Raw genomic sequence first — 26,720 nt, forward strand, 5'->3', positions numbered from 1 at the left:
AGTATCTTCAATTTCTATTACTTCTTCTTCAATAATTACTTCTTCGGCTATTGCGTCAGAAACATCTTCAACTTGTGCGGTTTCTTCTTGAACTGATTGAATTTCATCATTAATTTCAGTTTCATCATCAGTTTCAGTTTCATCATCCTCACTTTCAGCTTCATCATCCTCATTTTCAGCTTCATCATCCTCATTTTCAGCTTCGGTTAATTCTGCTGTAGCTGATGATGGCTCCTGATCATCTTCAGAAACTTGCGCTATTGCAGCAGTACTCTCTTTAACCTCTTCTTCCAGCACAGGCTCATTTTCCTCTGCATTACTGATTGTAATATTTTTCACATCGTGCTGACTTAACCTGTTACCGTTAGCTTTGATACCTTTTAAGTCGATAAAATCTGCAAGCACGATTTCCAATGTCTCAGGAATCTGTGTTTTACCTTTCAATACATCTATGGTTAAGGTAGCTTCAGGATTACTAGTCAGGTGCAGGAACCTCGAACCAGTTTCCTCACTGATCAGCGTTTGTTTTTTTCCTATTGCAATAGGTTCAAAAACAAAGCGCTTAATAAAGTAATTCTTAGCTTTTCCTTCATACTGCACTACTGCAAATGCTTTTTCAGGATCAAATTTCTGAATCAGCAATAAATCAGCATCAAAATGATTACTCAATTCGAAAGAACTCAGTTCATACCAACCCTCTTTATGTACCTGAAGGATCTTATCGTCACCATCAAATTCACCGAGGTATTTACCTCTTCCATCAACATTTAATCTTCTTAATAAATCATCATACCAGATTTTCAAACCTGAAAGTGTAGACACACCTTTGCTCTTCAATAAAACCTTCTTAACAGGATATTTAGAAACTATGTTTCCCTGAGAAGCACGTCCTTTAATAGCAATATCTGCAAAGTCTATATCAAATTGCAATTTCTTTAGCTTAGTATGCGGCTTAAGCATTACGGTAACGATCTCCGCTTCACCATTAGGGTTAGGCGTGAAATATAACATCTTCGACCCTTTACTTCCTTTTGTCAAGTCGTATTCTTTGTCACGGGTCACCCCCATTACAGCAAAACGTTTAATATAAGAAGTACCGCTTGCCCCATCTTTGTAAATCAGGTTATAAATGGTACGGTCGTCATTCTTTTTAAATACTTGTGCGTAAACAATCCCTTTACCCACAAATGTTTTATCTGCGACTTTAGTAATTGTGCATTTGCCATCCTCTCTGAAAACAATGATTTCATCCAGATCAGAACAGTCGGCAATAAATTCGTCTTTTTTAAGACCGGTTCCGATAAAACCATCTTCCCGGTTCATATAAAGTTTAACGTTGGCCAGCGCAACTTTAGAAGCTTCCACTCTGTCAAACAGACGGATCTCCGTTTTACGCTCTCTGCCTTTTCCGTATTTATCTTTTAATTTCTGATACCATGCAATCGCATAATCAGTCAGATGACGCAGGTGATTTTTTACCACCTTAATATCATCCGCCAATGCTTTCATCTGGTCATCCGCTTTCTTAACATCAAAGCGGGTAATACTGCTCATCGGTTTATCGATCAGCTTTTTAAAATCTTCTGGCAGGATTTCTCTGTATAGTTGTGCTTTGAAAGGAGCGAACAGGATATTCAGTACTTCTACTACGGCATCAAAATTAGTTGCATTCTCATATTCCGCATGCTTGTACATTCCTTCCTGAATGAAGATCTTCAATAAAGAACTGAAGAAAATCTTCTCCTGAAGTTCATGAAGTTTGATTTCAAGCTCCTGCTTTAACAGGTTTTTAGTATTCTGAGTGTTTTCTATCAGAATAGCATTCACAGTCAGAAACTGAGGCTTATCATCTTTAATGATACAAGTATTCGGAGAAATAGAAACCTCACAAGAAGTGAATGCATAAAGTGCATCTATAGTTACATCCGGCGAAATACCAGGAGCTAGCTGAATGACAATCTCCACATGTGCGGCTGTATTGTCTTCAATTTTCTTGATTTTGATTTTACCTTTATCATTGGCAGAAAGAATACTGTCAATTACAGAGCCCGTTGTTGTACTATAAGGAATCTCAGTAATCACCAGGGTCTTTTTATCCTTTTCAGTGATTTTAGCACGTACACGAATCTTACCGCCACGCATTCCTTCGTTATAAGCAGAAAAATCTGCCATACCTCCAGTAAAGAAGTCGGGAAGAATATTAGGTTTTTCACCTTGCAGGATGGCAATAGAAGCATCAAGCAATTCGATAAAGTTATGTGGCATAACTTTAGTAGCCAGACCTACTGCAATCCCTTCGGCTCCCTGCGCCAATAGCAGCGGAAATTTTACTGGTAAAGTAAGTGGTTCATTGTTCCGCCCGTCATAACTTAATTGCCAGATGGTTGTGTCTGCATTAAAAACAACCTCTGTGGCGAATTTTGACAGACGTGCTTCAATATAACGCGGCGCAGCTGCACTATCTCCGGTAATCGGATCTCCCCAGTTACCCTGACAGTCAATCAGCAGGTCCTTCTGACCAATCTGCACCATAGCATCTCCAATTGAAGCGTCTCCATGCGGGTGATACTTCATCGTATTTCCAATCACATTGGCTGCCTTATTGAAACGTCCGTCGTCCATCTCTTTCAACGAATGCATAATTCTACGCTGAACGGGCTTCAGTCCATCATTAATATGGGGTACTGCCCGGTCTAAAATTACATAAGAGGCATAATCGAGGAACCAGTTCTCGTAAAGGCCATTAATAGGTATTACGGTATGTTTTGTCTCTTCGTTTACGTTATTATCTAATTCGTCGCTCATCAAGAAAGGGGTTTGGATGCCGTAAAGATAAGGCATCCGCTCAAATTTTGAGAACACAATTTCCCAACAGTTTTAAAAAAACTGATGTAGTGCTTAGATTTCGAAATTATTCAGCCAGACGATCTTCTACAAATACAAAAGGCAGCAAACTTTTGATCCCCTTTACTTTGAGAACCTTACCATCAAGACAGTAGAAAAGTACTTCTATTTCTTTATTTTGTTTTCTTTCAAATTCAGCCATAACTTGTAAACAGGCACCACAGCAAGTAATAGGCTGTTCAATTTTAAAGTTATCGGTATGGGCGGTAATCGCCATCGTTTCTATAATTGCATCAGGATAAGTAGCACCAATTGTAAAAAGGGCCACACGTTCTGCACAAAGTCCTGACGGGTAGGCCAGATTCTCCTGGTTACTGCCGGAAACAATCACACCATCATTTAACCTTACCGCAGTAGCCACTTTAAAATTGGAGTACGGAGAGTAAGAGGTCTTTAATGCTTCCTTTGCTTGCATACATAAGGATTGATCGGCTGCATTCAGTTCTTCTAACTGATCGTAGGATTCATAAGCAATGGAAATATTTAGTTTATTCATATAAGTTTAAAAATTAAAATACAGCAGACATCATTATTGATGGTTCATGCCTGGTAAAAATAGGGCTTACAATATACGTTGTTAATTTGAACAGATCCTAAATAACATAAATGAATGTAATAATAAAACATATTGTTTCCAATATAGATAAATATTACCAACTATAGAGAAATTCAGGGTAAGTTGGGCACAAATCAATCGAATTATGTCAGAAAAAATGAACAAGTATATTGATCCTTTGTCAGATTTCGGTTTTAAGCATCTTTTCGGCGGTGAGCCAAATAAGGATATTATGATCGGATTTTTGAATGCAGTATTTGAGGGGCAGAAATACATTACCGATATTACCTATAGTCCAACGGAATATGGAGGTGATGAGCAAGATTACAGAAAAGTTTCTTTTGATTTATTATGTACGGGAACGCAGGGTGAGCAGTTTATTGTGGAAATGCAACGGCTTGCACATTCAAATTTTGGCGACCGGTGTATTTTTTACTTAAGCCGGCTGATTCACCAGCAAAAATTACTGGGTAAAGGAAACTGGAACTTCAAACTGAAAGAGGTCTTTCTGATCGCTATACTGGATTTTAAAATGAAAAGCAGCACAAACGATCATTATCTGCAAAGTATTTCACTGGTTAACACCGGTACCGGTGAAATATTCCACAATGGACTGGGATTTAAGTTTTTGGAACTACCTAAATTTGATAAAAAAGAAGATGAACTGGAGAGTGAACTGGACAAATGGGTTTATGTGCTTAAACACATGCAAAGTCTGGGCAAAATCCCGGAGTATCTTGACAAACGTATTTTTCAAAAAATATTTAATGTATCTGAAATGAGCAGACTAACACCCGAACAACGGTTTATACACGATTTAGATCAACAGAAAAAATGGGAATATCAATGTGTTCTTGATGAGATCCTCAAAATAGGACTGGAAAGAGGTCTCGCAAAAGGACTGAATGATGAAATGCTGCATGGAATTGAGGAAGGTATTGAACAAGAGTTCAGGAAAGGCGTATTGGAGGGGCTTGAAAAAGGCATTAAAAAAGGAAAACTCCAGGGAATCGAACAGGGCCTTGAAAAAGGAATACAAGAAGGTATTGAGAAAGGACTTGAACAAGGCCTTGAAAAAGGAATACAGCAAGGAATTGAAAAAGGACTTGAACAGGGCCTTGAAAAAGGAATACAGCAAGGAATTGAAAAAGGACTTGAACAGGGCCTTGAAAAAGGAATACAGCAAGGAATTGAAAAAGGATTTGAACAGGGAAAACTTGAGATTTCTCTCGAACTCGCAAGAAAAATGAAAAATGAAAATTTTGATACACTTAAAATCATCCAGTTCACGAAGCTCCCTATTGAAGTCATTGATAATTTATAGCTATTCTTTTATATACATAAAGACCCGGATCCAAGGTCTTTATGTATAAATTGTCATATTTATTTAAACAAAGTTTTGGTTTATTTGTAGTATACTGTAGGTTAAAACGGTCTAATGGCATAGTTTTTATACCTTGGTTAGTCATAAATCTCTCAAAATCTACTTGAATTGAATAAATACGTACGTAAAAGTTTAAAGGTTGTTCTATGGATTATTGCCACAATCATTTTATTAGTGGTTGCAGTGGCTATATCTTTAAATATCCCCGCCGTTCAGAACTTCGTTAAAGGCAAAGCTATTGCCTACCTTAAAAATAAAACCCACACAGAAGTAAGTCTGGAAAGTATTAAAATCGCCTTGCCCAAAGATATTGTGCTCAACAAATTCTACATGGAAGATAAAAAAGGCGACACTTTATTGTATGCACAGAAATTAGCAGTCGATATCAGTCTTTTCAAACTATTAAATAATAAAATAGAAATTAACAATATTGAACTGGAGAAAATCCGGGCAAATGTGACCCGTATTAATCCGGATACAACATTTAATTTTTCTTTCCTTCTGGATGCTTTTATGTCCGAACAGAAAAAACCAGAAGACCAGGTGAAAAAGGATACCACGTCTACCATGAAATTTTCCATCAGTAAAATAAGCTTAAAAGATATAGGTATTGTTTATCGTGATGATGTTGCAGGTAATGATGTGAGTGTAAATCTGGGAGAATTTAAGACAAATATTAAAGACTTTGATCTGGATAATCAACACTATGTGATCAAAGACCTGGTTCTGAAAAACACTTACCTGAAATATTTGCAGCAAAAACCACTTACCCAGCTGGCAGCCCACCTGGAAAAGAGTATCGATACTGCTAAAACAGCTTCCGGAAAACTTCCTTTAGTAGAAATACAGGATGTTGCTTTTAATAATGTTAAGATCAACTTTAATGATATGCTTTCAGACATGCGTGCTGATTTAAATATCAATGAACTTAATCTGAAAAAACTCTTTGCTGACCTGACTAAAAGTGATTTTAAATTGGATGAGGCCACACTGAACAAATCTAATATACTCTTTGCTTTTAAACCACTTTCTGTTGCTTCAGGAACGAAACCGGCGGATAGTACTGCTGCAAAACCTTCTACATTAGCTGTACTGGTAAGCAAATTAAACCTTGCAGAAAACAATATACAGTATGATAATCTGGCTGTAAAACCTACTCCAAAAGGATTGGATTATAACCACTTAAAGATCAACGGACTTGGTTTGGCAGCAGAAGAACTTTCTTACAGCCAGGCCGGGATCAAAGTGAATGTTAAAAGTGGTGTATTCAAAGAAAGAAGTGGTTTTGAACTTTCAAAATTACAAGGTGATGTAGTCTATAGTGACAAAATGGTTAAACTCACCAACCTTATCTTTAAAACGCCCAACACTAACATTGAGAATAATACCACGCTGAACTATACTTCACTGGATGATTTAACCAAACATCCCGAGAAAGTAAAAATAAATCTGACCTTAAAAAACTCGGTACTTGGCTTGAAAGATGCAACCTATTTTAGTGATGCAATTCCAGCAGACTACCGCAATGAAAAGATTAAAATAACTGCGCGTGCCAATGGATATATGAGTAATCTTTCAATCCCTCAATTGCAGATTAGCGGATTGAAAAGCACAAATATAGAGGTGAATGGTACTGTCAAAGGTTTACCAGATATCAACAAAACATTCCTGGATCTTAACATTAAGCGCTTCTCTTTAACAAAGAGAGATCTTTTGGTCATTATTCCTAAAAAATCTCTGCCTGCTAATATTGAATTGCCTAACACGATTGTAGCGAACGGAAAATTTAAAGGGTCTATGACCAATTTCAATACGGACTTCAATATCAATACAGATATGGGGGCAGCCAAATTGCTGGCTGGCATGAAAGGGCCTAAAGGAAAAGAGAGTTATACTGCAAATATCAACTTGAATAACTTTAATGTTGGCCGTTTGTTAAAAATGCAGCCCCAGTTAGGTAAAATCAGCGTTAAAGCGACCGTAAATGGAACAGGTTTAGATGCAAAAACAGCTAATGCAAAGATCAATGCGCAATTATTAAGTGCTTATTATAATAAATACACCTATAAAAATTTATTGCTGAGTGGTACTTATTCAGGTCAGAAAATGAATATCAAAAGTGAAATGGCAGATACCAATGCTAATTTCAATTTAACTGCTTTTGTAAATATGGCTGGTAAATACCCTGCAGTTAAAGCAGACCTTAACTTAAAACAAGTTGATCTGCAAAAATTAAATTTCAGTGCGACTGAATTAAGGATGGCAGGTATTGTTAAAGCAGACATTAAAACTGCCGATCCGAATTACCTGAACGGTGATGTGAGCATCAGGGGTTTACAACTTGTTAAAGATGGACAAAGGTTTAATGTAGACACTATTGATGCACATGCTGAAGCAACAGCCAATCATACCTTATTGACTTTAAAATCAGAGTTGCTAAGTGCACGCGTTGATGGACAATATCAACTCACCAACCTGGCTGCTGCCATGATCAACCAGATTAATAAATATTATGCATTTGGTGAGGTGACAAAGATACCGGATCAGCGTTTCAGGTTTAATATGAACATTTATAACCCGAAGTTCATTAAAAACTTTGTTCCTGAACTGACCACCTTCTCTCCTTCCAGAATCAATGGTTTACTGGATACGAAAAAAGACAGTTTAATAATGAATGCCTGGATTCCACAAGTTGTTTATGGAGATTATCAGGTAGACAGTACGCGTCTTACTGTAGACAATGCCAATCAAAAACTGAACTATAAGTTATTGGTGAAGCATGTACAAAGCAAATCAATAGCTTTGTACAATACAGAACTAAGTGGTGAAGCTGCTAATAATATATTGGGCGTTAACATCTTCCTTAGAGATAGTAAACTGAAAGATAAATATGTACTTGGAGGTACATTTAAATCAATTAATAAAAACTTCCAATTCAGTTTCGATCCGCAGAAGTTACTTCTGAATTATGATAAGTGGGCAGTTTCCCCAGAAAACTTCATCCAGTTTGGAGCTTCAGGTATCCTGGCCAATCAGTTTAACCTGAGCAAAGGCGGACAGTTATTGAGTATAAATAGTTTGAATTCAACACCGGGTTCACCACTAAAAGTAGAATTCAAGAATTTTCAGATAGAAACACTGACTAAGTTTGCAGAACAGGACAGTTCTTTAGTAGGCGGAGCAATTAACGGGACGGTGGATGTAAAAGAATTAACGGGCAGCCCAAAATTCGAAGCTAACCTGACCATAGAACGTCTTCGTTATCAAAAAGATCAGCTGGGAACACTGCGTGTCGCTGTAAATAACAATACGGAAAACGCATTTGAAACGAATATCGCTTTAACAGGTGTACATGAATTAAGGGTAAACGGATTCTATTATACGAAAGCAGAGAATGCTTTGGATCTCACCTTAAATATTGATAAGATAGACCTTAAAGCCTTAGAAAGTGTTTCGATGGGGCAAATCAAACAAGGGTCTGGAACGATAACAGGGCAGCTTTCAATTAAAGGGGCGATTGCTTCACCGAAAGTATTGGGAGACCTTAAATTTAACCAGGCGGCATTCAATGCCACTTATGTAAATTCGTATTTCAGAATGCCGAACGAAACAATCAGCTTTACTGAAGAAGGAGTTAAATTCAATAATTTCACCATCATTGATTCTCTGAATAAACAAGCGACAATAAATGGTGGAATCCTGACGAAAGACTACAGGAACTTCAAGTTTAATATGGATATCAAAACTGATAATTTCAGAGCGCTGCATTCTACAGCGGCAGACAATGAAATGATCTACGGAACGGTTTTCTTAACGAGTCTGATCAAGGTAAGAGGCGATTTAAACCAGCCGGATGTCAATATGAACGTTCAGGTAGAGAAAGGAACCAAGTTCTTTTTCGCATTACCTCCTGATGATCCATCAGTGATCAGCCAGGAAGGAATTGTACAGTTTATTGATGCAGACGCAGCGCCATTTAATGGCCAGAAAGCGCTGAAAGCAGACAGTATCAGCAAATCGCCAATTAAAGGAATCAATCTGAGTGCCAATATTAAAATTGACCCGGATGCAGAATTAAATGTGGTAGTTGACCCGGCAAATGGTGATGCATTGAAAGTAAAAGGAACCGCTAATCTGATTGCTACGATGGATCCTAGTGGTAAAACTAGTTTAACAGGCCGTTATGACCTGACTGAAGGTTCTTATAACCTATCTATCGGTGGCTTAGCTAAAAGATCCTTTAAACTGGTTAAAGGAAGCAGTATCGTTTGGACGGGAGAACCTACAGAAGCGAATGTAGACCTGACTGCATTGTACGAAGTTAGTGCAGCGCCAATTGACCTGCTGAATCAACCTGATCTTGTTCAGGCTAAAACAAAACTACCTTTCCAGGTATATCTGTACATGAAAGATCAGCTGATGAAACCAACCATATCCTTTAAGCTGGATATGCCTGTAAACGAACAAGGTGCTTTGGGTGGACAGGTTTATACTAAAATACAAAATGTAAACAGAGACGAAGGACAGTTGAATAAACAGGTATTTGCTCTATTAGCGTTAGGACGTTTCATTGCGGACAATCCATTTGAGAGCCTTGTTGGCGGCGGTGGTGGTGTTTCCTCGATGGCCCGTTCAAGTGTGAGTAACTTGCTGACAGATCAGTTAAACAATCTGGCTTCTGATTTGGTTAAAGGCGTAGATATAAACTTTGGGGTAAATTCATCTGAAGATTATTCTACTGGTTCATTACAGCAAAAAACAGATCTGGAAGTAGGTTTATCTAAAAAGCTACTGAATGATAGATTAACAGTAACAGTAGGAAGCTCATTCGGTCTGGAAGGTCCGCAAGCACCTGGACAGAACTCAACGAATATTGCTGGTAATGTAAACGTGGAGTATGCGCTTTCTGCCGATGGCCGATACCGTTTAAGAGCTTACAGACGGAACCAGAATGAAGGTGTAATTGAGGGACAGATTATCGAGACAGGTGTTGGATTTGCTTTAGTTGTTGATTATAATAAATTTAAAGAGATCTTCCAGAAAAGAAGAAAGCGGAATCAGATCACCACTGAGCAGAAACCAAAAGAGAAAGCGGTGAATACTACACCAGCGAAAAGCGAGAAATAAAATTAAAGTCAAAAATAAAACTTCTGCAGGTTTTGGCCTGCAGAAGCTTACAAATATAAATAGTGAATGAAAAAAATAGTTCTACCCTCTTTATTAATCATTTCATGTTTAGTGTGGGCTGCTTGCAGTAACACCAAATATCTGAAACCCGGACAGACCTTATATACAGGTGCTGAGGTAAAGATCAATCCCGATTCTTCTTCAAAAATTGCAGATGAAAAGAATGTAAAGAGTGATTTGGAAAGTAAAACCAGACCTGCACCTAATAAAACTATCCTTGGCTTAAGACCAAAACTATACATCTATAACCTTGCTGGTGAACCAAAAAAACCGAAAGGTATCCGCCATTGGCTAAGAACCAAAGTTGGTGAACCACCTGTATTGCTAAGTGATGTCAAATTAAAAAGCAATAATGCCATATTAACTAGTTATCTGATTAGCCAGGGATACCTGCAATCTGTAGTAACAGGGGATACAATTGTTAAAAACCGTTCTGCTAAAGCTATATATACAGCAGAAACAGGTACCCGTTATAAAATCAATAACATCACTTTTCCTAAAGACACTGGGAATCTGGCCAATATTGTGAACCAGAATAAAGGAAACACCTTGCTTAAAAAAGGAGATTTCTATAATCTTGAAGTCTTTAAAAATGAACGGATCCGTATAGATAATGACCTGAAAGAAAATGGTTATTTCTATTTCAGCCCGGACTATCTGATTCTGCAAGTTGACAGTACCATTGGAAAGAGCCAGGTTAATATTACGGTGAAAGTAAAAGATATAGCTCCTGATGCAGGTTTGAAGCCCTACACAATCAAAGAGATTAATATATATCCGAACTACTCCTTAAGAAGGGATTCTGTACTGAGGAAGCTACAACCAGTCGAGTATAATGATTTCGAGATTTACGATGATAAAAAAACATTTAAACCTCGTTTGTTTGATAGACTGGTCTTCTTTAAAAAAGGTGAAACTTATAACAGAAAAGATCATAACCAATCTTTAAACCGAATGGTTAATATCAATGCATTTCAAGCTGTTAAAGCAGAGTTTTTGCCAGTTGACAGTTTTAAAAATAATCAGCTGGATTTAAATATTTATCTGACCCCTTTAAAGAAAAACTCCTTATCATTTTCAGTAACGGGAACAAGCAAATCAAACAACTTTGTGGGTTCTGAGGTAAAGGTAACTCAGACTACAAGAAACTTATTTAGAGGCGCAGAACAATTAGATGTGAGTGTAAGCGGTGGTTTTGAAACACAGGTAAGCGGACAAGCGAAGAACCTGAACTCTTATTCATTTACTGCTCAGGGTAAATTAACCTTCCCTAGATTTATTGTACCTTTTTACAAGCCTAGTAGTACAACTGCATTTATTCCAAAAACTATTGCATCATTGTCTTATGAATTGTTAAGCAGGGGTTCTTTATATGATTTAAGTTCATTTAAAGCTGAATATGGCTACGTATGGAAGGAAAATCTTCATAAAGAACATACTTTTAATCCTATTTCAATTACCTATGTAAAACCAAGTATTGATTCCGCAAAAAAAGATAGTATTTTCAGAATTACGCCAGGTTTAAAAAATATTCTTGATAAACAATTTATAATTGGAAGTAGCTATAACTTCAACTACACCAATCAAATGGAAGAGTCCAGAAGAAACAATATTTACTTTAATGGGAACATACAAACTGGTGGTAATCTCTGGGGTTTATTTGTCTCAAAAGATGGCAAGGGTGAAAAATCAATTTTCAATGTGCCATTAACTCAGTTTGTAAGATTAGAGACAGACTTAAGAAATTATTACAAGATCAATAGAAATGTGATCTGGGCGAATCGTCTTAACCTTGGTTATGGCTATACTTATGGGAATAGTTCTTCTATGCCATTTGTTAAACAGTTTTTCGCAGGGGGAACAAATGATATTCGAGGTTTTGCGTCAAGATCATTAGGCCCTGGTACTTATAAAGTGCCGGATTCAGTACAATTCGCCGATCAAAGTGGTGATGTAAAAATCATGCTGAATACAGAATTACGTTTTAAACTGGTCAGCGTATTATACGGCGCCTTATTTGCTGATGCAGGAAATATCTGGTTAAGAAAAGAAGACCCATCCAGACCGGGTTCAGGTTTTAAGGTAAAAAATGCTTTGAGTGAAATGGCAGTCTCTACCGGAGCGGGTTTACGTGTAGATGCCAAGATCTTTGTTGTCCGTTTGGACGTAGCCTTCCCGATCAGAAAACCATACTTGCCAGAAGGACAAAGATGGGTAATTGATCAGGTTGCATTCGGTGACAAGGCCTGGAGAAAAGAGAACTTAGTTTATAACATAGGAATTGGCTATCCATTTTAATCATCCCCTATATAAAGACACCTATCTAAATGAAAGTACTACATAAAATCAAACATTTCTTTATCGCGCTGTACCATTTGTTTGTGGCTGCGGGGGCAGGCTTTATCGAGGATCGTGTGATGAAATTAAGCGCAGCACTTGCTTATTATACCATCTTCTCTTTAACACCACTGATCATTATCGTTATTTCAGCAGCGAGTATATTTTTTAGTGATAAACTAAATCCCGGAACAGAATTATTTGCCCAGATCAACGAAATGGTCGGGCCTGAAGCTGCCAAACAAATACAAGGGTTTGTTGCGAATGCCAATCTTACCGGTAAAAGTACAATAGGATTGATTATAGGAATAGGAACATTGGTAGTTGGTTCAACGGCCATTTTCATTGAAATTCAGGACAGTATTAATATCATCTGGAAAGTAAAAGCTGTCCCTAAAAAAGGCTGGCTAAAAATGCTGACCAACAGATTACTTTCTTTCTCACTAATTATATCAATGGGTTTCCTGTTACTGGTTTCGCTGGTCATTAACAGTATTGTGGTAGGGCTGGGCTCTAAATTAGGAGAGTTAGTGAGCAGAAGCAAAATAGGTGAAGTTATTCCTGTAGCCGATACCACCACTACCCTATTGATCTATATCCTGAACAATGCTTTCACTTTAGCAGCTGTAACCGCAGTATTTACTATTATTTTCAAAGTATTGCCTGATGTAATTCTAAGATGGAAATCGGCTATCATAGGTGCCTTATTTACGGCACTGCTATTCAGTTTAGGTAAATACCTGATTGGTGTTTACATCGAAAAAGGAAATCCGGCATCAGCATTTGGCGCAGCAAGTTCAATTATTGTCATCCTGCTATGGATTTACTATACCTCCATTATTTTGTACTTCGGAGCTGAGTTTACGCAAGCCTACGCAGAGAAATATGATAAAGGAATAAGACCAAGTAAGTATGCAGTCCATACACAGATTACTGTGGTCGAAGAGAAAGTGGACGTTTTACCGCCACAACATCCTAAAGAAACAAAAACAGAATCGGCCTAAGCCGATTCTGCAATTTCATCTTCAATAATATCTTCAGAAACTGCCGCTGTCGCTGCATCTAAATCAGCAGAGATTAACGCTTCTACCGTATCCTTCTCTATTCTTAAGTTTCTGATAATGTGCTGTTGTCTGTCCGGTGTATTTTTACCCATATAATATTCCAGCAAACTCTTAATTGTCTGATCTTTCAAAATCACCGGGTCCAAACGGATGTCTTTACCAATAAATAAGCCGAACTCATCAGGAGAAATCTCGCCCAAACCTTTAAACCGTGTAATCTCTGGTTTATTCCCTAATTTCTCAATCGCTTTCTTACGCTCATCATCACTATAGCAATAAATCGTTTCTTTCTTATTCCGTACCCTGAATAAAGGAGTTTGCAGAATATAAACATGTCCGGCTCTGACCAGATCAGGGAAGAACTGCAGGAAGAAAGTCATCATCAATAACCTGATGTGCATTCCATCCACATCGGCATCAGTTGCGATTACAATGTTGTTATAATGTAAGCCATCCAGCCCGTCTTCAATATTCAGCGCATGCTGCAATAAATTGAATTCCTCATTTTCATAAACCACCTTTTTGGTCAGCTCATAACAATTCAGAGGTTTACCTTTTAAACTGAATACAGCCTGGCAATCTACATCTCTTGATTTCGTAATAGATCCAGATGCAGAATCTCCCTCAGTAATAAACAAGGTAGTTTCATAACGTTTTTCATGCGTACTGCTGAAATGGACTTTACAATCTCTGAGTTTCTTATTGTGAAGCGATGCCTTTTTAGCCCTGTCATTCGCTAATTTCTTGATTCCGGCGATATCCTTACGCTCACGTTCCGATTGCAGGATACGCTTTAATAAAGCATCTGCAACATCCGTATGCTTATGCAGGTAATCATCCAGTTCTTTCTTTACGAAATCATTGATGAAAGTACGTACAGACGGTCCTTCGGGTCCCATATTCTGAGAACCCAATTTAGTTTTCGTCTGCGACTCAAATACCGGCTCCTGCACACGAACAGAAATCGCAGCAATAATGGAAGAACGGATATCAGAAGCCTCGTATTCCTTTTTATAGAACTCACGGATAGTTTTCACCACCGCTTCTCTGAAAGCAGCCTGGTGTGTACCACCCTGAGTAGTATGTTGTCCATTCACAAAAGAATGATAATCCTCTCCGTATTGCTGACCATGGGTCATTGCAATTTCGATATCACTCCCTTTGAGGTGAATAATCGGGTAACGGATATTCTCTACATCTGCTACTTTATGCAGTAAATCATACAGCCCACGTTCCGATAAGTATTTTTGATTGTTAAAATTAACCGTTAAACCTGTATTCAGAAACACGTAGTTCCAGATCATACTTTCTACAAAATCAGGGATATAATGGTAATTTCTGAAAATGGTCTCATCAGGATAGAAAGTGATAGCAGTACCATTTCTCTGTGTGGTATCAATAATCGGATGATCCATTGTGATCTCCCCTCTTGAAAACTCCACCTTTTTCGTTTTTCCATCACGGTAAGACTGTACCACGAAATTAGTTGATAAAGCATTTACAGCTTTCGTACCCACCCCGTTAAGCCCGACAGATTTCTGGAAAGCATTACTGTCATATTTACCACCAGTATTGATTTTTGACACACAATCAACTACCTTACCCAATGGAATACCACGGCCATAATCGCGTACATTTACCTTAGAATCAGAAACAGTAATATCAATTATACGACCAGATCCCATTACAAACTCATCAATAGAGTTATCCATGATTTCCTTTAGCAAGACATAAATACCATCATCCTGAGCGGAGCCATCACCCAACTTCCCGATATACATACCAGGGCGTAATCTGATGTGTTCTTTCCAGTCCAGTGACCGTATACTGTCATCGTTATATATAGGTTCAGCCATAATCTTTGTGTAGAACTGCAAATTTAATGAATAGCTACCTCAATTAAACATCAAAGTTTCAACAAATACACATTTTGCCTTACCTTCGTGCATTTACTCCACCTATACATGCAGCCTAAAAAACAGCTTTCCCTTTTCGATTTGTCTATGATCGTTGTCAGTCTGGTCATTGGAATGGGCATCTTCCGTACACCAGTCAACGTAGCTGCCAAGGCACAGATTCCCGAATTATTCTTTCTGGCCTGGATTATAGGTGGTTTAGTGGCTTATTGCGGGGCGCTGATCTACGCAGAAATCGGTTCACGTTTTCCGGTAACTGGTGGTTATTATAAGATCTTTTCCACTTGCTATCATCCATCGGTAGCCTTTGCTATCAATGGAATAGTCGTGTTAACAAGTGCCGCTTCTATGGCTGGAGTAACCTTAATTGGTTCAGAATACCTGAGCAGCGTTATCTTTCCACCAGCAATGCAGACCGACTTTTACCGGCTTGTTATTGCTGCTATCACTATATTCATATTTTACAGTATCAACCTGATGGGTTTAAAGGCAAGCTCCAAAGTCCAGAACATCCTGACTGTAATCAAAATCACACTCGTGCTTACGCTGATTTGCGCCATATTTTTTGGTGGACAAACGGAAAATATCACGCCTATATTTAAAACAGTTTCGGGCAGTTCACCTGTTTGGTCAGATTATGGAAAAGCATTGGGAATTTGTCTGATCGCAGTAACTTTTTCCTTCGCTGGTTATACACAAACTATCAACCTGGGCGGTGAAGTTAAGGATGCGAAAAAAATCATCCCCAAAGGAATTAAAATGGGACTGTTCATTATCATCTCCCTATACCTGTCAATCAACTATGCTTATGTTAAAGTTATAGGATTTGAACAGTTGAAAACTGCCCATAGCATTGCTGCGATTTTAGCAGGAAAGATTTTCGGTCCCGCAGGATTCACTATACTTTCTGCAGTTATCTTTTTATCTGTTCTGGGATATGTTAATGTGAATCTACTGAGTAATCCAAGAGCGATGTTTGCCATGGGCGAAGAAAAAGCACTGCCTTCAATTTTTGCACAAAAAAATAAGAAAACAGAAGTAATGGTGGTCAGTCTGACTACTTTTACTGCACTGGTGATGACCACGCTCTTTTTTGCCCAGACTTTTGATAAAATTGTCAACTACTCTATTATCCTGGAATGTATTGGAACAGCAAGCTCGGCAGCTACTTTATTTATTCTGCGCAAAACTACTGCTCATTTAGATAAAAGCAATATTTACAGGATGAAATGGTATCCCGTGCTCCCTATCTTATTTATTTCTTTTTATTTATTTGTGGGAATCAGTATTTATCAGGACGATCCATCCGCTGCCAGCAATGGATTGTATATATTTATAGGATTCGTAGCCATTTATTTTATTTCAAAAATATTTAACAAAAAGAAGAAAATAACCGATGCAGCAGAAGGAACTGCCCTTAAGTAAAGAAATCACGTATGCAGCCGGAATGATGGGCTGGAGCATTATGACCAATATTATTATTGTGATGCTACCCTATTTCTACCTGCCACCTACCAATTCCGGCTTAACGCCTTTAGTTCCTCAGCTGATTGTATTCGGGATATTTAACATCCTGTCGCTGATCGCAGCATCAGGCAGATTATTCGATGCTTTTTATGATCCTTTTATTGCCTCTGTGAGCGATGGAAGTACAAATCCCAAAGGCAGGCGTATCCCGATTATGCGTTATGCCATTATCCCCGCAGTTATTTTCTGCAGTTTGATCTTTCATCCCCTGGTTAAAGCAGAGTCCACCGCAAATGCCTGGTGGCTTACCCTGATGCTCATCGGTTTTTTCATGTCAGTTACCACTTATATCATACCTTACAACACCTTACTGGCAGAACTTGCACATACAGCCGAGCAAAAAGTCAAACTATCTACCTTTCAGCAGGTTGGTTTTGTGATGGGGATGATCCTCTCTGCAATGATCAATAACTTTGCCGATCTGACTCAGTTTGTCTTTCATATCCAGGAAAGAATGGAAGCGCTTCAATACACCATTATCGGGCTCAGTATTTTTTCCGGACTGGTGATGATCCTTCCCGTAGTAACCATCAACGAAAAAGAATATAGTAATGGTAAGCCTACACATATCCCATTGCTGCCGGCGATTAAAAATACTTTCCGCAATGCGAATTTCAAATATTACCTGATTTCGGATTTCGCGTATTACACAGCGCTAAGTATTATTTCAAGCGGTTTACTTTATTTCGTCAGCGTTTTATTGAAATTACCTGAATCGGATGGTGGAAAATATATGGGGACGATGGTTTTTCTTTCTCTTTTATTTTATCCTTTCGTAAATTCCGGAGCAAAACGCTATGGCAGAAAAGCACTGGTTATTGCTGCCTTTGCTATCCTTAGTCTTATTTTTGTCACTATTTACTTTCTTGGCCATTTGCCTTTCCCGCCAGCTATGCAAATGTATATCCTGGTGGTCTGTGCTTCTTTTCCCCTGGCTGCTCTTGGTATTCTGCCCAATGCCATCCTTGCTGATATCGCACAAAAAGACACCAGGGAGACTGGTGAAAACCATGAAGGCATGTTTTTCGCGGTTAAATATCTATTTGTTAAACTTGGCCAAACCCTTGGAATTGCACTTTTTGCGATGCTCACTATCTATGGAAAGGACCCTGGACACGATTTTGGTCTGCGTTTAAATGGTGTTGCAGGCTTTGTTTTATGTGTCCTTGCCTTATTGTTTTTCACCCGCTTTAAAGAAGACAAATAAGTTACGGAACTTATATGTATATTTGCGCCAGCGAAACGTAACTCTTTAAACAGCAAGGAATTCATTAATTAAACACCTGCTGATTGTTAACGTCTCCTCATTATTATACACATTAAAATTCAAACACATTGTTATTCGAAGAATTAAACCTGATTGAGCCTATTTTAAAAGCGCTGCAAGCAGAGGGTTATACTAACCCAACCCCTATACAAGAACAATCTATCCCTACTATATTAACAAGCAGAGACTTACTAGGCTGTGCGCAAACCGGAACTGGTAAAACAGCGGCTTTTGCGATTCCTATGTTGCAACTGCTGAATAAAGAACATCAGAATACTAAAGGCCCGAGAGCAATCCGTGCGCTGGTATTAACGCCAACGCGTGAGCTTGCCATTCAGATTGAAGAAAGCTTCAAAGCTTATGGTAAAAATCTTTCTTTACGTCACCTGGTTATTTTTGGTGGTGTTGGACAAAAAGCACAAACTGATGCTTTACATCGCGGCGTAGATATCCTGATCGCTACACCAGGCAGATTGCTTGATTTAATGAACCAGGGTTTTGTGAACCTTAAAGATGTTGAAATATTTGTACTGGATGAAGCAGACAGAATGCTGGACATGGGTTTTATTCACGATGTGAAGAAAACTATTGCAAAGCTGCCTGCTAAAAGACAGACTTTGTTTTTCTCAGCAACTATGCCTGCTGAAATTCAAAAACTGGCGAATACTATTTTAACTGATCCGTTAAAAGTAGAAGTAACACCTGTCTCTTCAACTGCAGAAAAAATTGAGCAGTCTATCTATTACGTAGATAAGAACGATAAGAAAAATCTATTAATCCATATCCTTAAGGATAAAACGATTACTACAGCACTTGTTTTTACCCGTACAAAACATGGTGCAGACCGTATCGTTAAAGACCTGATTAAAGTTGGCGTAAAAGCTGAAGCTATTCACGGTAATAAATCACAGAATGCGAGACAAAGAGCTTTAACTAACTTTAAAGACAAAACTACCCGTATTCTTGTGGCAACTGATATTGCGGCGCGTGGTATAGATGTAGATGAATTAACACATGTGATTAACTATGAATTGCCAAACGTTCCTGAAACTTATGTTCACAGAATTGGCCGTACCGGTCGTGCTGGTAACAGTGGGGTTTCCTTCTCATTCTGTGATGGAGAAGAAAAAGAATACCTGGATGATATCGAGAAATTAATTGCCCTTAAAATCCCTGTACAGGAAGATCATCCTTATGCAATGAGCTGGCAGAGCCTGATGTCTGGCGCCGCAGCGGCAAAAGTAAAAGGAAAGAGCAAGCCTTCAAGAGGTGGCCGTCAGGAAAGAACTGAATATAAGCCAAACCTCAGCGGAGCAAAAAGAACTCCGGGTGGTGGTAATGGTGGTGGTAACCGCAGATTCAGCGGTTCAAGACCTAAAGCTAAAACAGATTAATTTTAAACATTAAGATCTGAAAACCGTTTCCTGTTATGGGAAACGGTTTTTTTGGTTTCAGGAGTATTGACAGTCAGATTAAGAGTTGATTTATATTCGATAAAATAAATCAATAAAAAGTTTAAAGAATTTACAGACAACTTTAAAGAATTATACCTAATTATCATGAAAACAAGTATATTAGAACAATAAAATCCCCGTATAATTATTTAGATCCCAGTTATGGAGAAAGGCAATATCATAAAGATCTCCCGGGGGCATCTTACGGAAATATCTAAAGGCGATTATGTAGCGAGTGCGAAAAGTATCAGTTCAAACGCGGCAAATAAAATTACCGAGAATAGCAAAGAAGGAATCTTTTTTGGGGAACCGAAAAAGATGAACGGAATTAAGGATGACAGTGTTGATGTGGTAGTCGCGGTATTCTTTGATGGAACAAGGAATAACAAAACGAACAACGAGCTTAGAGTGAGACATGAGCTTAATAGCAGAATCCCAACAAAAGGTCTTGAAGAACAAGACAGTTATCAGAATGCGCCGTCCAATGTACAAATTCTTTCAAAAGTTGCAATAATAAATACCCTTCATCGCTCTATTTATATTGAAGGCGTAGCCACAAATAACAATGCAAAAGATAAAAGTGTTGCTGCTGGTTTAGGTTATTTTGAAACTGGGATCAGAGATAAAGTTAAAAGTGGATGTCAGAGCCTGGCTACCTTAATTGCTGCAATTATTAATACTGAGGGGTTGAAAGTCAACAAAATCACGATTGATGTATTTGGTTTTAGCAGGGGAGCAACCTGTGCACGTAATTTTATATATGAAATCACGAAACCAGAACAAGAAACACCTCTTTTCAGAGATGGAAAAAATAAAAACGGGACTTACTATTCCGCTGATGGCACTCAGAGAGCTAATACAAAAATTGTTGCGGCTGAAGCAGTAAAAACAATGCAGCCCGCAAGAGGAATGTTAGGTCAGTACTTATTAGACAAACGGGTTAAGTTTAATTCATTTAGCTTAAGATTCGGAGGATTATTTGATAGCGTGTCTTCTTACGGCATCATGCACCGGAATGATGTTTGGGAGTTAGATCTGAATGCAATCAATAAAATGGCTCATATAGTACATTTAACGGCTGCCGATGAACGCCGGGATAATTTTGAGCTTACTGCTGTGACAAAAGGTATTACTAAAAACTTACCGGGAGTACATTCTGATATTGGCGGAGGATATAGAGATCATATAGCCGATAAATTTCTTATTGATGCCAAAAAGAAAGAAAGAGTACTGGTCGCTTCAGATCCGAAGATCGAATCTGAAAGAAAAAGATTAATAGAACAAGCCTGGTACACCAGAGAACAGTTCACTCTTGAAGGGAGTGAATATGAACCAAAGCGACTTTTTGGTACCCGGAAAATTAGAAATAACTACTCTTATATTCCGCTCCATTTAATGGCAGAATTCGCAATGTCAATTGGAGGCGTGAAATTTGATATCAATATATTGAACAAAGATTTTAAAATAGCTGAAGACGATCCAAAGTTAAATCTCAGAAAAGTATATGAAAGGCTTTATAAATATGCATTTAAAAATGCACCACCCATGCTCTATTTTACAGAACATGAAATCGAGCTTCTAAGGAAAAAAGTTTATGAAGGATTACTTTCCAAAGAGAAATTTGCAATGCTAGCAAATGATCATAATATGCTTAGACAACTCAGAAGTCGTTATCTTCACAACTCCGCAGATTTTGGAGACTTTGGGATGCAGCCAACATGGGATAATGAGAGAGTAATTTATAATCAAAAGAAACCGTAAAATGTCTAAAATAACCAGTCTTGTCCTACTAAGTATCGGCCTTTGTTTTAACTTTTCCTGCCAGAATAAATCTGAATCTCTTATGAAAAAATATGCATGGATACCAACTGAATGTGCACCTAAAGACTATCCGATGCGTGTTTACAGCGGCTACTTATATTATGGAAAAGAAGGAAACGCATATGTTCCTGGTGATAAAACAATAAACTACGGTTGGGGAGCTTTAGGTTCTATAGAAATTTCGGGGGATGACTTAAAAGAAGCTCCTGACACCTTGGATCTGACCTGGATTTCATTTACTGAAAATAAAAATTATACAGGAAAATTCCCTTTAAATGTAAAATTAATAGATTCGTTGCTCAGTGCTGGATATCCTGCCGAGGACATCCCCGCAGGACATGAGGACTTTTGTTACTTCCAGGTAGGAATGGCTCCGGGTGGAGTAGTCGTCCTTTGGCTTAGTGGTCCTGGTAAACAGATAGAAGTTGGCCGTTACCAGGGAAAAGAAACAAATGATGTAGACTGGAAAAGTAAAATACCAGGCTATGATGGTACGATGAAAGAATATGGTAAAGATATTATAGCCGGTTTACCAAAAGATGTTCAGCAGCAAATCGTTGATAATAAAATTCCTTATGGGAAATGGGATCACTGGAGAAGGCGATTCAACTGGAAGCCAGTAATAACTGGTGACGTGAACATTCTTAGATTAACCATGTTCATGTTCAACAAAGAAATGGACTTTTTAATAGGAAAAAGATTAAATCCGGTTGAATATATCCAAAGAGGAGCAATTGAAAAATTATACATCTTCTGGGTCGATCATAAGAAGCGCGAAATGAGATCTCAGATAGATTTCGATGAGGCAGAAACAGATCAGCTATTTTCTGCACTAAAACCTGGAGAAAACTGCGACTTGCTACTGCACGTAACCAACGATGGCGAAGTCACTGTAAACTTAAAAACAGCAGCCGGAATAATCCCATTTAAAAAGGCTAAAATTAATACCTATCTGCGTTAAACCTTAATTCTGTCCCCCGAAACTCTGCAGATTCCAGGTAAAACTCAACAGAAAATACCTGGTAATCTGATTAGTTCTGCTCTCTGTAGTCGTATTGTCTGTGATCAATCTGGTCAGGTTATTGCCCTGATTTAAAAAGTCATTTCCTTCCAGTTTCACACTGGCCTGCTTATTCTTGAAGAATGTTTTCTCAATTGAACCATTGATAATAAACGGATTTGTAGCACCAACCGAGAATCCCTGATTGATAGTTTTGCTCGCATTCATACCCAATATCAGGCTCTTTAGAATAAATATCCGACTATCCATATTAAATGTCCAGATCTGTAACGTATTCGAATTAAAACTTCTGATCGAGTACATATTACTATTATAAGTATAATTCGCACTGGAATGCAGCATTATCCATTTCCGGTTCATTCTTAATCCTAACCTTTGATTGATATTAACACCTTTTCCAATATTTTTCACTTCTTCCGCAAATGAAACACGGTGATTATAATTAATACCACCTACCATTTCGAACGTATATTTCTTCTTTCCAAATGGTAAAGACCAGTAATAATTAGCACCGAAATTATAATTGCCATTGGTATTCAGATAATGCGTTTCCTGGTTGAAGTTCTTCAACGAATCCGGGACTAGCTTATCCGGGATCAATAAAGTATTCGAGACCACTTGATTTTGTGTGAGCGATCCTCTTAACCCTACCTGTAAATTACTTCCGTTCTGTGGATTACTATGGTTATAATTCAGGTTGATCATATGATTAAACGCTGCCTTTAAATCTGGGTTCCCAATCACTATATTGTTTAGATTACGCGTATCCCTTACCGGCTGTAATTGGTTAAAATTAGGCTCCACACTATTTCCAGCGTAAAATACATTAAACTGATTTTTAGTAGAAATCATATAATTTAAGCGTGCAATTGGCGAAAAGTTAAACCCCGCACGATAAACCTTGTCTGCGCGTCCATCATAAGACCCGGTTAATAAACTTGGCTGTCCTGTTATCCCAAGAACATAATTTATTTTTTTTGTTTCATACCGGTAATTGACTCCAATGATATGTTTACTAAAAGAAGAAGTATAGGAATTACTTAAAGAATCTATCTCTCTGATATTTCCCGATTGATCCCTGTCTCTGGTATCCAGGCTATTTCTTGTATGACTCAATGAAAAGAGATAGCTAAAATCAAGGCTTTTTTTAACCAGTGAATCTTTCCCCTTATTCAATGGCTCTGTGAAAGTCAGGTTCGCATTCACACTAGTCGTCCGGTTACGGTCATCTACCAATTGATTTAATAAGGAATCTTTAACCGCCTCGCCCGTCTTAGGGTCATAATACTTAATCTGATTATCCAGATCACTGTTATTAGCAGTAAGACCTGAACTCCCATAAATCCCAACAGAAAAAATCCTTCCCGGTTTTTTCAACTTACGGGCCATAGAAAAATCAGCATTAAAATTAGGATTCTGCTGTCTGTTGATTCGTTGTGTATTCAAATCACGGCGGACAACACCGGTTTGTAACGACTCATTTATTGAAGTACTGTTTGTATTTTGCAAAGCACCCCTGAATCCTCCCCTGAGATAATTTCCCTCATCTGTAGATTCCAGGCTCAGGTCGAGGTTATGCCCGTTATTTTTAGAAGAATTTGTATTTGCAGATTTATCATAAATAATTCCCTGGGGATTTACCGTTTCAATTAAACTTTGTTGTATGCTTTCATTTTTATTGTAAGCATAATTATAGTTGCTGCCAAAAATCAGCTTCTCAGCCACTTTATCTCTATAACTGAACCCTAAATTAGAATTCGTATTGATCCCTGCACCTGTGTTCGTATTGCCTGCATTCGCATTGATGCCAATTTGCCGGAGATCCCTCCACAAGTAATCATTCAGATTTAAAGCATAACGCTTGTCCGTTCCTGCGCTTGCTGTAGCACTGCCAAAATTCCCGTTATTCCGGTCTGACTTCAGGACAACGTTTAAAATCTTTTGTGGTTCTCCTGTTTTTATCCCTGTGAAATTTGCTTTATCACCATAATCATCAATAAACTGGATTCTGGAAACTGTGCCTGCCGGCAACTTTGAAATAAACTCCTTCACGTTCCCTGTAAAAAAGTCCTTCCCATTCACCCTTATTTTTGTCAGTTGTTTACCCACCGAAGAAACGTTTCCTTCCTTATCAATCTCTACACCTGGCAATTGTCTCAGTAAATCTTCGACCTTGTCATTTTCATGAACAGCATAAGCATCGGCATTAAACTCTACCGTGTCTTTCATCACCCGCATGGGTACGACCTTCCCTTTGATCACAACCTCATTTAACTGAAGCGCAGAAGACTTTAAAAACACAGTTGGTAAAGATTGTTCCATGACTCCATCTTTCAAAGTAAAGACTTTGCTATAAGGAGCATAACCGATACCGCGTATCAGCAGCATCACGCTTCCACTCTTTAAATTCGAAAAGCCAAAGCCCCCCCCGGTATCAGTATTACTGCTTAAAGTATCTTTATCAGCAATCAAACGCACATTTGCGCCCGGGACACCCACATTAGTCGTATCCTGAACAACACCACGAAGGTGAATACCGCTTTGCGCATTTACTGAAAGAAGCAGCACTGTATTTAAAAATATAAATAGAAGAAAGGCTGTATATATCTTCAAAATCGTGGTTGGCAGTTATAAAAAAGATGGCTATTGACTATTAAGTCTTTCGGATTCTGATGATATGTAACCAATGCATCACTTTCATCAGGGGATAAGTAGGATCAAACTCGAACCACTTAGAAGCAAAATTCGGGTTGTTAGGCTTTTTATGGTGGTTATTTTGAAATAACTCCCCCATCATCAGGAAATCCAGTGGCAGGGAATTTTTACTGTGATCATTGTTATCATGATTTGAATATCCATATTTATGACCGCACCAGTTCACAATTGCTCCATGTAAAGGTCCCATCAGGAAATGAATTGGTAACAATAAGAACATCCACCATGCCGTAGCAAAAGTCACATAAAACCAGATATAGAAACTAATGAAAATCATTCTTGTGATCCAGGAATCACCGATTTTATCAATCAATGGCCATGAAGGATAATTATCACGGAACTGTTCTTCCGGCTCCTCATTATATTTTGCATAGTTCAGATAGATATTTTTAGTCTGTATCATCATTCCCCATACATCCTTTACAAAATGCGGAGAGTGCGGATCTTTTTCAGTATCGCTGAAAGCATGGTGCATCCGGTGAAGAATCGCATACGCCCTTGGATTTAAGAAAGAAGAACCCTGGGATAGAAAAGTAATGGTATAGAAAAACTTCTCCCAAAACGGATTCATTTTAAACATTTTATGCGAAGCATACCGGTGTAAAAAGAAGGTTTGAGAAAAAAGTGACAAGAACCAGTGCAGTAGAAAAAATATTAATATGATCATATTGAATTGGGTATACTTTAGAACGGAACATCCTTTGGGATGTTCTGATTACAAAAGTAAGGAAAAGAAAAGGGATTTGGCGCGGAATGTTTTGATTATTAATTTCTTGTTGAATACCGACACGCGCAAAACAGAGAAAAGAAAAAAGCATGTGTCCGATTACTAAATCAAACACATGCTGGAATATGATTTATCTTCCGAAATCGTCCGATACACGTACAATATCAGATTCATCAGATGGATTGGAAGGATCAGTATGCTGCCAGATCTCAGAAACAATACCCCAGTCATCCAAACCTACCAGGCGATGTCTCTCCCCTTGTTTCAATTTAATAGTTTGTTCAGGAATCAATTGTTGTACATCTCCCTGCTCATCAGTTTCGCTTGTAATTACACCAACTGTACCGCTTACCACTCTCCATATTTCAGCACGGCGGTGGTGATATTGCCATGATAAACGTGTATTAGGTGCAACGATTAAAATCTTAGGACTTAATTTTCCTGAAATTTTCAGCTCTTCTACATTTAGTCCGTCAAAGTAAACATTGGCAAACTGTTGTGCTTGTGCTTCATCAATCACGAAAAAACCACCCCATGGACGAGTCTCATCACGATTTACTACGTTAAAACCTTCAATTTTTAGTCGCTGTGCAACACTGTCGAATATTTCTTTTTTCTGATCTGACATTATATATAAATATTTTAATGCTCAAATATAAGAAACAGTTTAAAATTCATCTGATTATTTGTTCGGGCTGAATACTGCTTTAAAGCCTCCCAGCCTTTCGCTATCCTAAATGCATTGCAAAATATCAGTTACACAAATAAACATCCCCGCAATCCATTAAAGAACCCGTTTATATTTAAACACGCACAAGCAACATAAATTTAAACACGCTA

14 protein-coding genes and 1 pseudogene are annotated in these 26,720 nt (G+C 38.1%); 9 read left to right on the plus strand and 6 right to left on the minus strand.

Annotated elements, in window-relative coordinates:
• Window positions 1-126 precede the first annotated feature (126 nt).
• Window positions 127-2,805 (minus strand): annotated as a pseudogene (locus ABIB30_RS14185) (DNA gyrase/topoisomerase IV subunit A); the annotation flags it as partial.
• A gap of 106 nt (window positions 2,806-2,911) precedes the next feature.
• Entirely contained in the window at window positions 2,912-3,400 is a 489-nt protein-coding gene (locus ABIB30_RS14190; RefSeq protein WP_354303060.1) for a cytidine deaminase, read from the minus strand.
• A gap of 205 nt (window positions 3,401-3,605) precedes the next feature.
• On the opposite strand from ABIB30_RS14190, the gene ABIB30_RS14195 reads away from it, so the two are divergent.
• The 4 genes from ABIB30_RS14195 (at window position 3,606) to ABIB30_RS14210 (ending at window position 13,372) form a co-directional block, all read left to right on the plus strand.
• The gene (locus ABIB30_RS14195) at window positions 3,606-4,784 is read left to right on the plus strand and encodes a PD-(D/E)XK nuclease family transposase (protein WP_354303063.1); all 1,179 of its coding nucleotides are present in this window, start codon (window positions 3,606-3,608) and stop codon (window positions 4,782-4,784) included.
• A 168-nt stretch (window positions 4,785-4,952) separates the two neighbouring features.
• Window positions 4,953-9,971 carry a translocation/assembly module TamB domain-containing protein gene (locus ABIB30_RS14200; RefSeq protein WP_354303065.1) on the plus strand — a complete coding sequence of 1,673 codons (5,019 nt, stop codon included), beginning with the start codon at window positions 4,953-4,955 and terminating at the stop codon, window positions 9,969-9,971.
• Window positions 9,972-10,037: 66 nt separating this feature from the next.
• The gene (tamL, locus tag ABIB30_RS14205) at window positions 10,038-12,329 is read left to right on the plus strand and encodes a translocation and assembly module lipoprotein TamL (RefSeq protein ID WP_354303067.1); all 2,292 of its coding nucleotides are present in this window, start codon (window positions 10,038-10,040) and stop codon (window positions 12,327-12,329) included.
• Window positions 12,330-12,358: 29 nt separating this feature from the next.
• A complete protein-coding gene (locus ABIB30_RS14210; RefSeq protein ID WP_354303069.1) occupies window positions 12,359-13,372 on the plus strand; it encodes a YihY/virulence factor BrkB family protein in 1,014 nt (337 codons plus the stop codon).
• Here the strand turns inward: ABIB30_RS14210 and ABIB30_RS14215 are convergent.
• Window positions 13,369-15,288, minus strand: a complete 1,920-nt coding sequence (locus ABIB30_RS14215; RefSeq protein ID WP_354303071.1) for a DNA topoisomerase IV subunit B — start codon at window positions 15,286-15,288, stop codon at window positions 13,369-13,371. The two genes, ABIB30_RS14210 and ABIB30_RS14215, sit on opposite strands and share 4 nt — an antisense overlap.
• Before the next feature lie 108 nt (window positions 15,289-15,396).
• Between ABIB30_RS14215 and ABIB30_RS14220 the strand changes: the two genes are divergently transcribed.
• The 5 genes from ABIB30_RS14220 (at window position 15,397) to ABIB30_RS14240 (ending at window position 22,378) form a co-directional block, all read left to right on the plus strand.
• Window positions 15,397-16,773, plus strand: a complete 1,377-nt coding sequence (locus ABIB30_RS14220; RefSeq protein WP_354303073.1) for an APC family permease — start codon at window positions 15,397-15,399, stop codon at window positions 16,771-16,773.
• Complete coding sequence (locus ABIB30_RS14225) at window positions 16,745-18,082, plus strand: MFS transporter (protein WP_354303075.1); 1,338 nt, start codon at window positions 16,745-16,747, stop codon at window positions 18,080-18,082. Before ABIB30_RS14220 ends, ABIB30_RS14225 begins: the two co-directional genes overlap by 29 nt.
• A 128-nt stretch (window positions 18,083-18,210) precedes the next feature.
• Window positions 18,211-19,536 (plus strand): DEAD/DEAH box helicase, encoded by a 1,326-nt coding sequence (locus ABIB30_RS14230; protein ID WP_183868643.1) that lies wholly within the window; start codon window positions 18,211-18,213, stop codon window positions 19,534-19,536.
• A 222-nt stretch (window positions 19,537-19,758) separates the two neighbouring features.
• On the plus strand, window positions 19,759-21,357 hold the full coding sequence (locus tag ABIB30_RS14235; protein ID WP_354303078.1) for a phospholipase effector Tle1 domain-containing protein: 1,599 nt from the start codon (window positions 19,759-19,761) through the stop codon (window positions 21,355-21,357).
• A 1-nt stretch (window position 21,358) separates the two neighbouring features.
• On the plus strand, window positions 21,359-22,378 hold the full coding sequence (locus ABIB30_RS14240; protein WP_354303080.1) for a DUF2931 family protein: 1,020 nt from the start codon (window positions 21,359-21,361) through the stop codon (window positions 22,376-22,378).
• Between the two features lie 3 nt (window positions 22,379-22,381).
• Here the strand turns inward: ABIB30_RS14240 and ABIB30_RS14245 are convergent, their stop codons facing one another.
• The 3 genes from ABIB30_RS14245 to ABIB30_RS14255 all read right to left on the minus strand — a co-directional run bounded on the left by ABIB30_RS14245 (window position 22,382) and on the right by ABIB30_RS14255 (window position 26,508).
• Window positions 22,382-25,051: an outer membrane beta-barrel protein gene (locus ABIB30_RS14245; RefSeq protein ID WP_354303082.1), complete on the minus strand. Its 2,670-nt coding sequence runs from the start codon at window positions 25,049-25,051 to the stop codon at window positions 22,382-22,384.
• 40 nt (window positions 25,052-25,091) lie between these two features.
• Entirely contained in the window at window positions 25,092-25,820 is a 729-nt protein-coding gene (locus ABIB30_RS14250) for an acyl-CoA desaturase (RefSeq protein WP_354303084.1), read from the minus strand.
• A 190-nt stretch (window positions 25,821-26,010) separates the two neighbouring features.
• The gene (locus ABIB30_RS14255) at window positions 26,011-26,508 is read right to left on the minus strand and encodes a cupin domain-containing protein (protein WP_183868633.1); all 498 of its coding nucleotides are present in this window, start codon (window positions 26,506-26,508) and stop codon (window positions 26,011-26,013) included.
• Window positions 26,509-26,720 lie beyond the last annotated feature (212 nt).

The sequence above is a fragment of the Pedobacter sp. UYP1 genome (assembly GCF_040547305.1).
Lineage (GTDB): Bacteria > Bacteroidota > Bacteroidia > Sphingobacteriales > Sphingobacteriaceae > Pedobacter.